Source organism: Cohnella hashimotonis (genome assembly GCF_030014955.1).
GTDB lineage: Bacteria > Bacillota > Bacilli > Paenibacillales > Paenibacillaceae > Cohnella > Cohnella hashimotonis.
Map to the genome: position 1 here is coordinate 2,823,217 of NZ_JAGRPV010000001.1, position 15,047 is coordinate 2,838,263.

At 60.2% G+C, this 15,047-nt stretch carries 12 protein-coding genes; 9 read left to right on the top strand and 3 right to left on the bottom strand.

Annotated elements, in window-relative coordinates:
* The first annotated feature begins 198 nt into the window (after positions 1-198).
* The 6 genes from KB449_RS11370 to KB449_RS11395 all read left to right on the top strand — a co-directional run bounded on the left by KB449_RS11370 (position 199) and on the right by KB449_RS11395 (position 9,259).
* The gene (locus KB449_RS11370) at positions 199-1,641 is read left to right on the top strand and encodes an SWIM zinc finger family protein (protein WP_282908479.1); all 1,443 of its coding nucleotides are present in this window, start codon (positions 199-201) and stop codon (positions 1,639-1,641) included.
* A gap of 13 nt (positions 1,642-1,654) precedes the next feature.
* Positions 1,655-3,472 (top strand): HEAT repeat domain-containing protein, encoded by a 1,818-nt coding sequence (locus KB449_RS11375; RefSeq protein ID WP_282908480.1) that lies wholly within the window; start codon positions 1,655-1,657, stop codon positions 3,470-3,472.
* Entirely contained in the window at positions 3,448-4,539 is a 1,092-nt protein-coding gene (locus KB449_RS11380; RefSeq protein ID WP_282908481.1) for an ATP-binding protein, read from the top strand. Before KB449_RS11375 ends, KB449_RS11380 begins: the two co-directional genes overlap by 25 nt.
* Positions 4,536-6,920 (top strand): DUF5682 family protein, encoded by a 2,385-nt coding sequence (locus tag KB449_RS11385; RefSeq protein ID WP_282908482.1) that lies wholly within the window; start codon positions 4,536-4,538, stop codon positions 6,918-6,920. Before KB449_RS11380 ends, KB449_RS11385 begins: the two co-directional genes overlap by 4 nt.
* 3 nt (positions 6,921-6,923) lie before the next feature.
* Entirely contained in the window at positions 6,924-8,153 is a 1,230-nt protein-coding gene (locus KB449_RS11390) for a VWA domain-containing protein (protein WP_282908483.1), read from the top strand.
* Positions 8,154-8,323: 170 nt separating this feature from the next.
* Positions 8,324-9,259 carry an MBL fold metallo-hydrolase gene (locus KB449_RS11395; RefSeq protein ID WP_282908484.1) on the top strand — a complete coding sequence of 312 codons (936 nt, stop codon included), beginning with the start codon at positions 8,324-8,326 and terminating at the stop codon, positions 9,257-9,259.
* A 57-nt stretch (positions 9,260-9,316) separates the two neighbouring features.
* On the opposite strand, the gene KB449_RS11400 is transcribed toward KB449_RS11395, so the two are convergent.
* Together KB449_RS11400 and KB449_RS11405 are read right to left on the bottom strand one after the other, a co-directional pair.
* Positions 9,317-10,186: a class I SAM-dependent methyltransferase gene (locus KB449_RS11400; protein WP_282908485.1), complete on the bottom strand. Its 870-nt coding sequence runs from the start codon at positions 10,184-10,186 to the stop codon at positions 9,317-9,319.
* A gap of 57 nt (positions 10,187-10,243) precedes the next feature.
* Positions 10,244-10,975 carry a response regulator transcription factor gene (locus KB449_RS11405; protein WP_282908486.1) on the bottom strand — a complete coding sequence of 244 codons (732 nt, stop codon included), beginning with the start codon at positions 10,973-10,975 and terminating at the stop codon, positions 10,244-10,246.
* A gap of 121 nt (positions 10,976-11,096) precedes the next feature.
* Between KB449_RS11405 and KB449_RS11410 the strand changes: the two genes are divergently transcribed.
* Positions 11,097-13,157: a sensor histidine kinase gene (locus KB449_RS11410; protein WP_282908487.1), complete on the top strand. Its 2,061-nt coding sequence runs from the start codon at positions 11,097-11,099 to the stop codon at positions 13,155-13,157.
* On the top strand, positions 13,154-13,780 hold the full coding sequence (locus KB449_RS11415; protein WP_282908488.1) for a phosphatase PAP2 family protein: 627 nt from the start codon (positions 13,154-13,156) through the stop codon (positions 13,778-13,780). Before KB449_RS11410 ends, KB449_RS11415 begins: the two co-directional genes overlap by 4 nt.
* Here KB449_RS11415 and KB449_RS11420 read toward each other — a convergent pair.
* Positions 13,752-14,114 carry a helix-turn-helix domain-containing protein gene (locus tag KB449_RS11420; protein ID WP_282908489.1) on the bottom strand — a complete coding sequence of 121 codons (363 nt, stop codon included), beginning with the start codon at positions 14,112-14,114 and terminating at the stop codon, positions 13,752-13,754. The genes KB449_RS11415 and KB449_RS11420 overlap by 29 nt on opposite strands.
* Before the next feature lie 187 nt (positions 14,115-14,301).
* Here KB449_RS11420 and fur point away from each other — a divergent pair, with 187 nt between their 5' ends.
* Positions 14,302-14,781, top strand: a complete 480-nt coding sequence (gene fur, locus KB449_RS11425) for a ferric iron uptake transcriptional regulator (RefSeq protein ID WP_282908490.1) — start codon at positions 14,302-14,304, stop codon at positions 14,779-14,781.
* Positions 14,782-15,047 lie beyond the last annotated feature (266 nt).

Consider the following 15,047-nt stretch of genomic DNA (forward strand, 5'->3'; position numbering starts at 1 on the left):
TGCTGCAACCTCCAAGCCGAGCAATCGGCTATTTTTTTTGCGCAGCGTTCTTATGATCTGCTAGACTTGAACGAACGTGCCCTGATTATTTTTCCAATTAAAAGGGTAATAGAAGTAGTTAAAGCGTGAGTCAGCCATGTTTTGCATATAGCATAATAGTGAAAAGAACGGCCATCAATCCGAATTGCGAGGTCAACCATGCCCACGATCACGGAAGCTTACGTCGACAGCTTGGCGCCGAACGCCGGCGCAATTAAAAACGGCCGGGACCTGGTCAAGAAAAACAGCTTTCCGGTCCTGAACGAAAGTCCGGACGGTACCTTGCTCTTTGGAGAATGCAAGGGCAGCGGCAAGGAACCGTACAGATGCTCCGTCGACTTCGCCAACGAGGCGAATCCGGTTTTTAGGTGCTCGTGTCCGAGCCGGCAATTCCCGTGCAAGCATGCGCTCGGATTGCTCTATGCGCGCGCGATGGGCAACCCCTTTACGCAAGCGGAAGTTCCGCAAGACATTGCCGATAAGCGAGACAAGGCCGAGAAGCGCGAGGAAAAGAAGAAAGATGCGGCGGAATCCGTCGGGAACGCGCCGGCGGCAAAACGAAAAGTTAACAAAAACGCGCTCGTTAAAAAGTTCGCCAGTCAGCTCGAGGGTCTTCGTTTGCTGGAAAAGCTCGTCCTGCAGCTCGTCCAATCGGGACTGGGAAGCGTAGACAAAAAAACGGTCCAGATGATCGAAGATCAGGCCAAGCAGCTCGGCAACCATTACATTCCCGGCGTGCAAGCCAAGCTCAGGGAGCTCGTACATACGATGCAGACGGAAGGAGACCGCGAATCCATTCATTCGCAAGCGATGGAGCAGCTGCTTTATCTACATTCGCTGGCGAAAAAGGGCGTCTCCTATTTGGAAAAAAGAATGGACGATCCGGAGCTTCCCATGGAGACCGATTCGTCCCTGGAGGAACAGCTCGGCCATGCCTGGCAGCTTGCGGAGCTCCGCGAATACGGCCGCGTGCAGCCTGATGCAGAGCTGCTTCAGCTCTCGTTTTTGTCGTACGCGGATGCGGCGCGAGGCGAGTTCGTTGACGCGGGCTGGTGGGCCGACCTTGGCGACGGCACGATTCGCAGTACCCGCCATTTGCGTCCGTTTCGGGCAGCTCGGGCACTCAAGGAAGAGGATACCGTACGTGCGGTCATTCGGACGGAGGAGCTGTTCGTCTATCCGGGCGAGTTCAACGCCAGAGTACGCTGGGAGGCGGCGACGCAGCGGGATGCGGCCTTAGACGACCTTGCCAAAGTCAAAAAGGCGGCGGCCTCGTCGTATGCGGACGTCGTCAAGCAGGTCAAGAACATTATCAAAAATCCGCTGGCCGATAAAACGCCCGCCATGCTGGTCGCATACCGTTCCATCGACAAAACGGCGGACGGTCTCTGTCTGCGGGATGCGCAAGGAAAGCTGCTGCCCGTCTCGGATTTGACTTCAAACGGGAGAGCGACCTCTTCCTTGATCGCCTTGCTCGATGAAAAGGATCTGAAGGACCAGGCTGCGCTGGTCATGTTCAGCCATCGACTGGACGACAACCGACTGAGCGTGCAGCTGATGAGCATCGTCACGGACAGCCGAATCATTCGGCTGCTCTACTAGAGGAGAATCTATTATGAGCATAGACATTCTGTTCGAGCTTCAGCAAGAGACGCGGCGGTTATTCATCGCGGGGAGCGCCATGGCGGCGAACGATCTTAGGCTGAACAGGCTGCTGCCCGGACTTAAAAAGCTGGGCGAAACCGCGCCGGTCTTTAACCGCCTGGCCGCTGCGACCGAGGAGCTGCTGGGCGCGAGCAGGGAGGACAGCGCTGCCAAGCTGCTCGAGCTGTCGACGCTGCTGGTCGCCATTCTTTATACGCAGGGCAAGACGGATGCGGCGGGTGAACCGCAACCGGTCCAAGGCGCCGGAATCGCTCTTGCGACGGACATTCCTTACCGCAAGCTCCATCCGTTCATCGAAGCGCTGACGACCAAAGGTCAGGGCCGGCTGGAGCAAATCCGGGTTTCCTATGAAGATGGAAGCTTCCTCGACCTGCGCGCGCTGCCCGCGGTATGCGCGGCCCTGGAGGACAGCTATGCGGAGATCCCCGATTTCGTGCAAGAAAAGCTAATCCCCGCCTTCGGAGCGAGCGCCGTTCCCGTGCTGCAGAGCCAGCTTAACCTGCAAGGCGGAAAAGGCGACGGCCGCAGATTGCAGCTCCTTCACCGGCAGCTGGGCGCCACGATGCTCGAGCTCGTCGCGGAAGGCGCCTCCACCGGCTCGACGGAGGTCAAGCTGGCGGCGATCTCGATATTGGGCGCATACGCCGATCAAGAGCCGCTGCTGCTCGCGCTCAGCCGGGATAAGCGGAAGGACGTCCGCGCGGCCGCTTACGCTGCGCTGGCGAGCATCGGGACGGCGCCTGCGCTCGACCGATTGTACGAAGCCGCCGTCTCCAAAGACGGCGAGATCGCGGTCGAGCCGATCAGGCAGAGCGGGTCGCCGCAGCTGCTGGAGCGGTTGATCCGTCAAGGCGAGCAGGCGCTGGCGCAATATTCGAACGGCGAAGCCAAACTTAGAACGGAAGCGTCAGGGCAGCTTCTGGTCGTGCTGCATGCCCTGGAGGGAGCGGGCAAGAAGATGGCGTCCGAAGCTTTTCCGTTCGTGCAGCGGCTGCTGACCACCGGCGCGTATCTCGTCCCCGAGACGGAAAACGCGCAGGAAGCGGCTGCCGAGTTGCTGCTCGAGATGGATTTGCCGGAAGCGGACCAATTGGCCATCGAGCTGGGAAACGGGGGCAATGGCCCGTTCATCCGATACGGCTTCCGGGCGGCATTCCGCAGGCTGACTCCGACCGCGGTGTACGATCGATATGCGGGTCAGTTCAACAGCGCCAAGTCCAAGACGGCCAAGGAGCTGCTCGCCGCCATTCGCGAGGTCGTTTACCGGGATGCCTACGACGAAGACGAAGACCGATATGGCGAGCCGGTCGCACGGGAGGAAGCCTGGGACTCGAGATGGTTGTCCTTGTTCATCCGGCTCGACCAGCCGGGTCTCGTCTGCATGTTCGCCCAGCGGCCCGATAAAGAGGTCACGGCCTATTTGACGGGCAAGCTGCGCGAAGCCAGATGGGGCGTCAAGGATGCCGGCGATATGCTCGCGACGCTGTTCCGGATCCGGTACAAGGAAGCGCCGGAGCGCTTCATGGAACTGCTCGAACGGGGAGCAGCGAGAAACATGTATTACATGAACGGGCAGCAGCGGCGTCTCGTCGCCAGCATGCCTAAATCGTACGCGCCGAGATTGCGGGCGTTCGGCGAGAAGCTGACGTACGAATCGCTGCGCGCCGAATGGATGACGCAGATCGACGAGATCGAGCAAGCGCCGGAATCGGCCGAAGAGGAGAACGGAAGGGGATTGTGGGGATGGCTCAAAAGCAAGATGTCCTGAGATTGCCGGCAGAGCGGCTGTATGAGGAGGAGCTCGAAGCACTGAAGGAAGCGGACAAGGAGGCCAAACCTGCCGGCTGGCAGCTGTCTCCCAAATCCGTCCTTACGTTTATAACGGGCGGCCAGGCGGGAGCCACGACGATTACGCCCAAATATATCGGCAACAAGCGGCTGGTCGAGATGGCGATCGCGACGCTGCTCACAGACCGTGCGCTGCTGCTCATCGGAGAGCCCGGCACCGCCAAGTCGTGGCTTTCCGAAAATCTGACCGCAGCGATCCACGGCGATTCCTCCAAGGTCATACAAGGAACGGCCGGTACAAGCGAGGAGCATGTCCGATACTCCTGGAACTACGCGATGCTGCTCGCGCAGGGACCGTCGGACCAGGCGCTGATCCGCAGCCCGATTTTCCGCGCGATGGAGTGCGGCGGCATCGCCCGCTTCGAAGAGATCTCCCGCTGCGCCTCCGAGGTGCAGGACGCGCTGATCTCCATTCTGTCGGAAAAGACGATCGCCATTCCCGAGCTGAACCGGGAGGCGGCTGCCGAGCGCGGCTTTTCGATCATTGCCACGGCCAACACCAGAGACCGCGGGGTCAACGAGATGTCGGCCGCGCTCAAGCGCCGCTTTAATATCGTCGTGCTTCCCGCGCCGTCCAGCCTGGAAACGGAAATCGACATCGTGCGCAGGCGGGTCGGCGAGATCTCGTCCAACTATGAACTCAAAGCCGCTCAGCCGGACGACGATACGATCCGGAAGGTCGTTACCATTTTCCGCGAATTGAGAAGCGGCACGACGCTCGAGGGCAAGGAGAAGGTGAAGCCGCCTACGGGCGTCATCTCCACGGCCGAAGCGATCTCGCTGCTGACCGGCAGCATGGCGCTTGCGGGCAGCTTCGGGGACGGCCGGATCAGCGACGAGGACGTGGCGGCAGGCTTGCAGGGCGCTATCGTGAAGGACGAGGAGAAGGATCGAATCGCCTGGAAGGAATATTTGGAAAATGTCATGAAGAAGCGGGGAGCCTCCTGGCGGAGCCTATACGGCGCCTGTACGGAGATGAACCGGTGAACGCGGCACGGGAGCCTCATTATTTCGGCATCCGGCATTTGTCGCCGGCCGGTTCGTATCATCTTCTCGCCCTCCTTGACGAGGTAAGACCGACAGCCGTACTGATCGAAGGCCCCGCCGACGCCGGAGCGCTGGCAAGCCAGCTCGTCGCGCGCGGCGTCGTGCCGCCGGTCGCGCTGCTCGCCTATACGGCGCAGCTGCCCGTACGTACGCTGCTGTATCCCTTTGCCGAGTATTCGCCAGAGTACCAGGCGCTGCGGTGGGCTGCGCGCAATGGCAGCCAAGCCGAATTCATCGACCTGCCGACAGATATATCGCTGGCGCTGAACGCGCTTCGGCAGGAGCGGTCGACCGATGCCGGTCCGCTGCATGCGACCGACGGACTCCGCGAGGAGGAGCCTCTGTCTCCGCCGGGGGAGGACAACTTTGACGGCGTGTCCGGCGAGACGGACGGGCCGAAGCTGCAGAGGGACTTTTACGCGCGCATCGCCGAGCTTTCGGGCGAACCGGATTTCGAGACTTACTGGGAGAGAAATTTCGAACACCGGCTTCGTCGCGGCGCTTACCGGCAATCGATCGAGCAATTCTCGAAGGAGATGCGGGCCTGGACGGCCGGGGATGAGCGGCGTTTCGCCCCGCACGAAGCGGCGTACAACGAGATCCGCGAAGCGTACATGCGGCGCAAAATCGCCGAGACGCTGGACGGCGGCCACGATCCCGGCCGGGTCATTGTCCTGACCGGCGCCTATCATACGTCCGCGCTGGACCTTGCGCTGCCGGCGCTGACAGACGAGGAGCTTGCGCTTCTGCCTCGCGTGCCGACGAAGATGACGTTGATGCCGTATTCCTATTACAAGCTCTCCTCGCACTCCGGTTACGGAGCGGGCAATGCGGCGCCCGCGTATTTCGAGCTGATGTGGCAATGCATGCGGCAGCGCGAGATGGATCGGCTCCCGGCCTTGTATTTATCTTCGGTTGCGGCAAGATTGAGAGAGGGGGGCACCTACCGTTCGACGGCCTCCGTGATCGAAGGGGTAAGGTTCGCGGGTGCGCTCTCCGCGATGCGCGAAGGCGAATATCCGACCTGGAAGGATCTGCGGGACGCGGCGACGATTCTGTTCGGACACGGCGAGCTGTCCGTGGTCGCCGAGGCGCTAGCCAGGACGGACATCGGCACGGCGATCGGCAGCCTGCCCGAGGGAGTCAGCCAGACGCCGATTCAAGACGACCTGAACCGCGAGCTCGCCAGGCTGAAGCTGGGCAAGTACAAATCGTTGGTCGCGGCGGATCTCGAGCTGGATCTTCGCGAAAATCGCAGCGTCAAATCCGCGGATTCAGCGTTTCTCGATCTCAATCGTTCTATCCTGCTTCACCGGCTCGCCCTGTTGGGCATTCGCTTCGCCCGCAAGCAGCACAGGCGGCAAAATGACGCGACCTGGGCCGAGCACTGGGTGCTGCAATGGTCGCCCGAAGCGGAGATCGAGATCGTCGAAGCGACGATCAAGGGCGAGACGGTGGAGCTGGCTGCGGCTTATGCCATTCACGAGCAATTGCTCGCATGCGGCGATATCGCGGATGCCGCGAGACTTATCCGGCAGGCGGGCGAATGCGGGCTTCCGCAGGTCGCGGGCCAAGCGGTCGCAGCGCTGCAGCGGCTTGCCGTCGATGCCGGGAGCTTCGCGCAAATCGCGCATACGCAGCGCGAGCTGTCGGTGCTCATGCAGTACGGCTCGGTACGGCGCATCGATACCGAGCCGCTGCTCCCGATTTTGCAGCAGTTGTTTCTGCGCGGCTGCTTGACGCTGGATGGCGCGTCCGGCTGCAACGACGACGCGGCAACGGAAATGATGTCCGCCATTCACGCCATGAACGCGGTTGCCCAGGAGCATTACGCGGCGGTCGACGAGCGCCTCTGGCTGGCGAAGCTCAAGGAACTTGCCGTCCGCGACAACCGCAACCCGAAGCTTTCCGGCTATGCGTTTTCCATTTTGCTCGAGCGCAACGAAGCCGGCGAAGCGGCGTTTTCGAGCGAGGTCGCGCGCCGCTTGTCGCCGGGGATGGAAGTCGATCTCGGCGCGGGATGGTTTGAAGGCTTGTCGATGCGCAATCGGTATGCGCTGCTGTCGCGTGATTACTTATGGCGGCATTTGGATGAATATATCAAGGGGCTGGATCCGGAACCTTTCAAACGCTCGCTCGTCTTTCTGCGGCGCGCCTTCGGCAACTTCGAGCCGCGGGAGAAGGCGTCGATCGCCGAGCTGCTCGGAGAGATCTGGGGGACGGGAGCCGAGCAATCCGGCGAAGCGCTGCAGCGCCCGCTGGACGAGGAAGAAAAGGAGCGATTGGATGAGCTTAACGACTTTGACTTCGGGGACCTGTAGCCGATGACGACGATGGATGCGGATCAAGTGAAGCGATGGCGACTGATATTGGGCGCGGCGGCCGAGGAAAAGCTGGAAGCCGCAGGCGGCGCGGCCGGCGGAGGCGCTCGGCTGGACGAAGAGAGCCTGCTGATGGACGAGGCGCTCGCCGCGATCTACGACGGAACGTCAGGGGAAGCACGCGGTTCGGGGCCGGGAGCCGGTACGGCGGGCGGCAGCGCGAAGGCGGCCGGCCTTGGCGCTTCTGCGCCCAGACTGGCGAAGTGGCTGGGAGACGTGAGGTCTTTTTTCCCGTCGGACATCGTGTCGGTCATTCAAGCGGATGCCGTCCATCGCAAAGGACTGACCAAGCTGCTGTTCGAGCCCGAGCTGCTCTCCCAGGTCAAGCCGGACATCGGGATGGTGGCGACGCTCATGTCGCTGCGCGGCCAAATCCCCGAGCGGACGAAGGAAACGGCGCGGACGCTGGTGCGGGAAGTCGTGGACGAGATCGTCAGGCGGCTGGCCCAGGAATTGACCCGTGCGGTGACCGGTTCGCTGAATAAAAGGCGCCATTCTCCGCTGCCTTCGCTGACGGGACTCGATTGGGACAAGACGATCCGCAGCAATTTGAAGCATTACGACATCGAGCGCCGCTTGCTCATACCCGAAAAGGTGTACTTCTTCGACCGTGCGCGCAAGAGCAAGGAATGGACGGTCATTCTCGATATCGACCAAAGCGGATCGATGGCGAATTCCGTTATCTATGCATCGATTACCGGATCCATCTTCGCCAGCATGCCTTCGCTCGAGACGCGCGTCGTCGCATTCGATACGGAAGTCGTGGACTTGAGCGAGGCATGCGCGAACGATCCCGTCGATCTGCTGTTCGGCATTCAGCTGGGTGGCGGTACCGATATCAATAAGTCGGTTGCCTACTGCGAATCCTTCGTAACCGAGCCGAAGAAAACCTTGTTCCTGCTCATTTCCGATCTGTACGAGGGCGGCAACCGGACAGAGATGATCCGCAGGCTGCGCGATATGCACGAGTCCGGCGTGCGAACGATGTGCTTGCTCGCGCTCTCGGACGACGGCGCGCCGGCTTACGACGAGGACGTGGCACGCAAGCTCTCCGCATTCGGCATTCCTTGCTTCGGCTGCTCTCCGGACAAATTGCCGGAGCTGATCGAAGGCGCTTTAAAAGGGATGGACCTGATGCAATTGGCGGATCGCGTGAAGCAATCGAAAAATTGATTGACCTGCGAGCGCCGGCATTGGCCGGCATTCAATTCGGGACGGCGCCGATCCGGTGCCGTCTTTTTATGGGGAAGACGGTCAAACTTACTCTCGGCTATGCACGTTGCCTTCGTGATTGCTACAATAGTAGGAAAGCAGGACGCGTCCAAAAGGAGCATCGAGATACGATGGTGAAAAAGTACGAAAATGCAGACGGCTCTTCGAACATTAAATCCTTTGCGGAGCTGCGCCAGTGGCAGAAAGAACGCCGGTCTAAAAAGAAAGATCTGTCGTTTGTCGTGTCTCGCGCCGATCCGGATATGGCTTTGCTGTCCGAGAACCGCAGCGAGCCGACCGTAACGTTTGTCGGTCATTCGACCTTTCTCGTTCAACTCGGCGGACATAATATCGTGACGGACCCGGTGTGGGCGTCGCGAATGGGTTTTGCTCCGCGGCTATCTCCTCCGGGTCTGCCGATCGACTCGCTGCCGCCGATCGACGTCGTCGTCCTTTCCCATGCGCATTACGACCACCTTCACTTGGGCAGTCTGCGCCGTCTGCCCGGCAATTTTGTCGTACTCGTGCCTGAAGGTCTGTCCGGATGGTTCCGGCGCAAGGGCTTCAAGCGTGTTCAAGAACTCTCTTGGTGGTCCGAAACGCGCATCGGCGACGTAACGTTCGGCTTCGTGCCGGCCAAGCATTGGACAAGGCGGACGCCATGGGACACCAATTCATCGCATTGGGGCGGTTGGGTGATGCGCCATGATTCAGACTGCCTGTATTTCGCCGGCGACAGCGGCTACGACGGCATTTTCCGCCGGATCGGCGAGAAGTATGGAGACATCCGCGTCGCGCTCATCCCGATCGGGGCTTATGAACCGGAATGGTTCATGGGGGGCTCGCATATGACGCCCGAAGAAGCGATACGGACTTTTACGGACGTTGGCGCGCGCTATTTTGTACCGATGCATTACGGCTCATTCCGGTTGGCCGATGATACGCCCAGAGAGGCGCTGGATCGGCTCAACGCCGAATGGGAACGGCTGGGGCTTCCGGCAGGCAGACTGTGGACGATGGAGCACGGCCGGACGAAGCTGTGGTCCGCCGCCAGGACAAGCCTATAAAAAGCCGAAAAACCGCTGCTGGCCGCAGGCTTGGGCGGTTTTTCGGCTTTTTATCTTTTATTCTGCGCTCTCCCACCGTCCGTATATACCGCAGGGCAGCGTCAGCCCGCTGCGCGTGATCGGCAGGCCGATCTCGCCGCAATCGAGCTTGCCGCCGTGACGGCGGCCGATCGACATGTGCAGCAAATTGTGCAGCACGGTCGGCGAGAGGCCGGTCGTGTACGAGTTGACAAGCACGAACAACGGGTTGTCGGAGAGAATGCTTTTGCACTCCTCCAAGAAAGGATACAGGCTGTCCTCGAGCTTCCAGGTCTCTCCTCCGGGGCCGCGGCCGTAGGAGGGAGGATCCATGATGATGGCGTCGTACTGCTTGCCGCGGCGCTGCTCGCGCTGCACGAATTTGAACACGTCGTCCGTAATGTAGCGTACGGGCGCGGATTCGAGGCCCGATAGCGCGGCGTTTTCCTTGGCCCACTGGACCATCCCCTTAGCCGCGTCGACGTGGCACACTTCGGCGCCTGCCGCCGCCGCCGCGACGGTCGCCCCGCCGGTATAGGCGAACAGATTGAGCACGCGGATCGGCCTGCCGGCTTCCTTGATTCGCTTCATCATCCAGCTCCAGTTGACCGCCTGCTCCGGGAATAGTCCGGTGTGCTTGAAGTTGGTCGGCTTGATGTGGAAGCGGAGCGGACCGTAAGAGATCGTCCAGCGCTCGGGCAGCTGCTTGTTGAACTGCCACTGGCCGCCGCCGGCGGAGCTGCGGAAGTAGTGGCCGTCGGGACGCTGCCAATCCGCGGATTCCTTGGCGAGCGGCCAGATGATTTGCGGGTCGGGGCGCCGCAGGATGACGTCCCCCCAGCGCTCGAGCTTGTCTCCGGCGCCGGTGTCGATCAGTTCGTAGTCTTGCCAATCGGTTGCCATTCTCATGTTCCGTTTAACTTCCTTTACTATTCGGATTAAATCGGTCAGCTCGGATTATACCGGTCAGCGCGCGTCCTGAAGCGATTCCGGCAGGAAACGGTACCCGAAGCCGCGAACCGTATGGATATATACCGGATTGGAAGGATCGGGCTCGATCTTCTTGCGCAGATTGCTGATATGAACCATCAGCGTACGGGTATCGCCCATGCTGTCCGTATGCCAGACGAGCCGGTACAGCTCGTTCATCGCGAAGATTCGGTTGGGCTGGCGCGCGAGGACGCACAGCAGCTCGAATTCCTTGGCCGATAGCGGAACGCTCTCGCCGTCCCGCGTCACCTCGAACCGGCCGGGATCGATCGCAAGGCTGCCGAACGACATCACGCCGTACTGCTCGTCCGCCTGCGGACGCTCGCGCTGTCGCCTGCGGCGGATATGGGCATGCACGCGGGCGACGAGCTGCCTCGGACTGAACGGCTTGGTAATATAATCGTCTCCGCCCTCGGAAAGTCCAAGCACGATGTCCGCATCCTCGCTCTTGCAACTGAGGAAGAGGATGGGCACGTCCGCGCAGCCGCCGTCTCGCAGCCGTCTGCAAACCTCGATGCCGTCCATGTCGCCGAGCGACACGTCGAGGATGACGAGATCCGGGCTTAGCGCCTCCGCGATCCGCAGCGCGTCCTGTCCGCCCTCCGCGGCATGCACCGCAAAGCCTTCTTTAGTCAGGAACAACCCGATCAGTTCGGTGATCTCGCGCTCGTCATCGACGACGAGAACGGTGCCAATCGGTTTGCTCAAGGTAATTCCCTCCCATGCCATGTCAACGTTCGACTGTACCTTATTATACTTAAAGCGTTGACGCATAAGCAATGCGCGTTTACGATGAGGACAACGTTTCATGGCAGGAGCGATCGGAAAAATGAAAGCATTAAAAATGAGACGGGGACAGGGAGCGCTGCTTGTCTTCGTCTTCATGATGGCTTTAGCCGGACTGGCGGGGGGATTCGCGCTAGGCGGCGGGGAAACCGGCGGCAAGCCTGTCGCAAAAGACGGCATCGTCGATTTGAGCGGCTATTCGTTCGAAAAAAGCGGCACGGTTCCGCTCGCGGGCGAATGGTACTTTGCACGGGAATCGCTGCGTCAGGAGGCTGCGTACGACCGGACGGTTCGCGTCCCCGGCATTTGGGGCGGACTTCCGGACGGCCGCGGCGGTTTATTGCCCAGCCAGGGCTATGGTACGTATCGTCTGGCGCTTCGGAATCTGCCTGCCGATCACCGAATGCTCGGCATCAGGCTGCCGAATTTATCGACGGCCTATGCGTTGTATGTGGACGGCGCGCTCGTCGGATCGAAAGGCGTGCCCGGCGTCGACAAGGCCTCGACGACGCCTTTCCAATTGCCGGATACGGTTTTCTTTCAACCCACAGGCGCTTCGGTAACGCTGGAACTGGAGCTGGCGAACTTCCACCACCGGACGGGCGGCATTCGCAGCGTACTCGTGCTCGGCACGCCCGAGCAGGTCAAAGGCATCGCCTTCGGACATGAAGCCAGAGAATTCATCGTGCTCGGCTGCTTGCTCATGATCGGCATCTATCACATCGGCTTGTACGCGCTGCGGCGAAAAGAGCTGGACAATCTGTTGTTTGCGATGCTCTGTTTCTGCGTCGCAGGGCGGATGAGCGTCATCGGCGAGGGGCTGCTGCCCAGATTAGTGCCGGAATTGACCTGGACGGCGGCCGGGCGTCTCGAATACAGCTTTTTCGTGCTGAGCGCGCTGTGCGGCTTCGCTTACTTTCGCCGTACGTACAGTAAGGAGCTCACGCGCAGATGGACTTTTGCCGCATGCGCGGGCGCTTGCTTACTCCTGGGGCTGACCTGGGGGGTGACGCTTCTCGAATCAAGCTCGCTGATCCTGCTCTATCAAGCATTCGTAATCGTCCTGAGCGGCGCATCGCTGTACTTGCTCATCGTGGCGCTGATCCGCGGCCGAGAGGGAGCGGCCCTTTCCCTGATCGGCGTGGCCGGGTTCGTCGGCACGGTGCTCAGCGACATCTTTTTTTACAACGGCTGGTGGCGCGCGCCGGATATGGTCCCGTTCGGACTGCTCTTCCTGGTCATCATGAACGCCTTTCTCATCTCCCTCCGCTTTTCCAGGACTTTCGCCAAGGCCGAAAAGCTGTCGGCGGAGCTGCGCAGCTGGAACGGTCAGCTTGAAGCGCGCATTGAAGAAAGAACGGAGGCGCTGCGGGCCGCAGAGCAGTCGCGAAGACAGCTCGTCAGCAATATCTCGCATGACCTGCGTACGCCGATGACGCTCATTCAGGGCTACCTGGAGGCGCTGCGCGACGGCGTCATCTCCGATCCCGGGCAGCGGGAGGCGGTCATCGGCGCCATGCTCAAAAAAGCGGAGGGACTCAACGAGCTGATCCGCGATCTGTTCGACCTGTCCATGCTCGAGGCGCGCCAGGCTCAAATGTCCTATGAGCTTGTGCCGCTGTCCGCATGGATCGATCGCCTCGCGGAGAACTACGCCATGGAGCTGCTCACCAAAGGCATCGCGTTTGTCTGCCGGACCGAAGGCCCTGGAACCGAGAGCGTCAGTCTGAAAATCGACGAGCGCAGAATGGACCGGGTCATGTCCAATCTGATCTATAACGCCATTCAGGCGACGCCCCGCGGAGGGGAGATTCGGATCGAAGCGCGGCGCGGCGCCAGGCCCTACGAAGCGGAGATCGCGGTGCTCGACAACGGCTCGGGCATTACGCCCGAGGAGCTCCCGAAGCTATTCGAACGATTGTACCAAAACGACAAGTCGAGAAACGGCTCGTCCGGCGGCAGCGGGCTTGGCCTCGCGATCGTTCGCGAGATCGTGGAGACGCATGGCGGCCGGATCGAGGCGCGCATTCGGCCGGAAGGCGGAAGCGCATTTATTTTCACGCTGCCGATCGCCAAACGAATGATTACGGAGGAATTGCGATGACGCTCAATAAAGCGCAAAAAAGAACGATCTTGATCGCGGTCGCCATAGCGGCGCTGCTGTTCGCGACGATCACGTCCTTGAGGGCCGGCGGTTATGCCGGATGGGACAGGGCTGTGGCTGCTGCGGCTGCGGATACCCGCGCGTCCGGCTGGACGAGCTTGTGGCGGGCGATGAACGATATGGGCAGCGCGGCCGTCGTCGCTGCGGTTGCCTTGCTGTCCGCTGCGTGCTGGTGGCGCCTTCGCTCATGGAAAATCGCCGTCTCGTTCGTCGGCGTCGTCTTGTCCGCGTACGTCCTGCAGTCGGCGCTCAAATCCGCATTCGGATACGAGCGTCCTGATGACGCATGGGGCATAACGCATGACGGCTACGGATATCCGAGCGGTAACGCGACGATCGCAGGCGCTTTGTACGGCTGGTGGATGCTGCTTGGTTGGCTTGAGCTGCGCGGGCGCGTCCAGAAGATCGCCGTTTGCGTTCTCGCCTGCGTACTCATCGCAGCGACCGGCTGGAGTCGGATTTATTTCAGCGTCCATTATTTGTCGGACGTCTGCGCCGGCTTCTGCGCGGGCGGCATTTGCGCGCTGACTGCCGCTACGATTTGCTTTTGGCGACGGTCCTAGCGGGCTTCTTGCGATCGCCTTCGACGATGCCGAGGAGGAGGCCGATCGACTGCTGTCTTTGCTCCTGATCCATGGATTTGAACAGCTCGAGGATCTTGTGCTCCTGAGGCTCGGCAGCATAATCGGCACGCTTCGCGCCTGATCCGCCGATGATGTAATCCAGAGAGACGTTAAAATAATGCGCCAGCTTGATGAGCGTCTCGTAAACGGGATGGCGGTTGTTGATCTCGTAATGGCTGTAGGCGGATCTCGTGATGCCGACCTGGCGGGCCACTTCCTCCTGTGACAGATGGCGTTCGAGGCGAAGCTGGCGAAGACGGTCTCCCATGCTCATAGCGGTGTCTCCTTGCCTATATATAGTGGACTATTTGTTTATAACTGTATGATACAAAATGTATCATGTCAAGCGTTTTCATTGAAACGCGGCGATTTCTTTTCTCAAACGCATCGGTTATAATAGATTAGAATCATTATAATCTGCGTGGCGCGAACGCGTCCTGCGGACGAAGGGGGCAATCCCGATGGCAGCACTTGAAGATCAATTGATTAAAATAAATAAACAGCTGCTCAGCAAAGGGTATAAACTGACTTCCCAGCGCGAAGCGACGGTGCGCATATTGCTCGAATACGAGCAGGATCATCTGAGCGCGGAAGAGGTGTTCATGCTCGTACGCGAACTGCATCCGGACATCGGCCTTGCGACTGTATATCGTACGTTGGAGCTTCTGGCCGAGCTTCATATCGTCGAAAAAATGAACTTCGGCGACGGCGTTGCACGCTTCGACCTCCGCAGCGACGAAAATGCGCATATGCACCACCATTTGATTTGTACCGTTTGCGGCCGTCTCAAGGAGATTAAGGAAGATTGGCTCGGAGAGCTGGAGCAGCGGCTTGCGCGTGAGTACGGGTTTCTCGTGACCGATCACCGTCTGGAATTCACGGGCACGTATGCAAGCTGCCAGCGTGAAGGCTGCAAGCGGGCGAGCAAGGCGGTCTCTTGAGGCCATTCTGTATGGCAACGCTGCTTTCCTATTGATTGAATACAGCCCTCGCAGTCGAAGCGGACGCTTCGATCGCGAGGGCTGTTTGCGCGGCAGGCGGGGCGGACGAGCTATCTCCTGTCGGATTTGCGCTTGAGGTCTCTGGCACGGAACAACAGCCATCCGACGGCGACAATGATTACAATAAACATAATCGTGTATGTGATGATCATGGCTGCACCTCCGTTTATATTAATGTTTACCCTGGAGGCGCATTTATGCAGCCG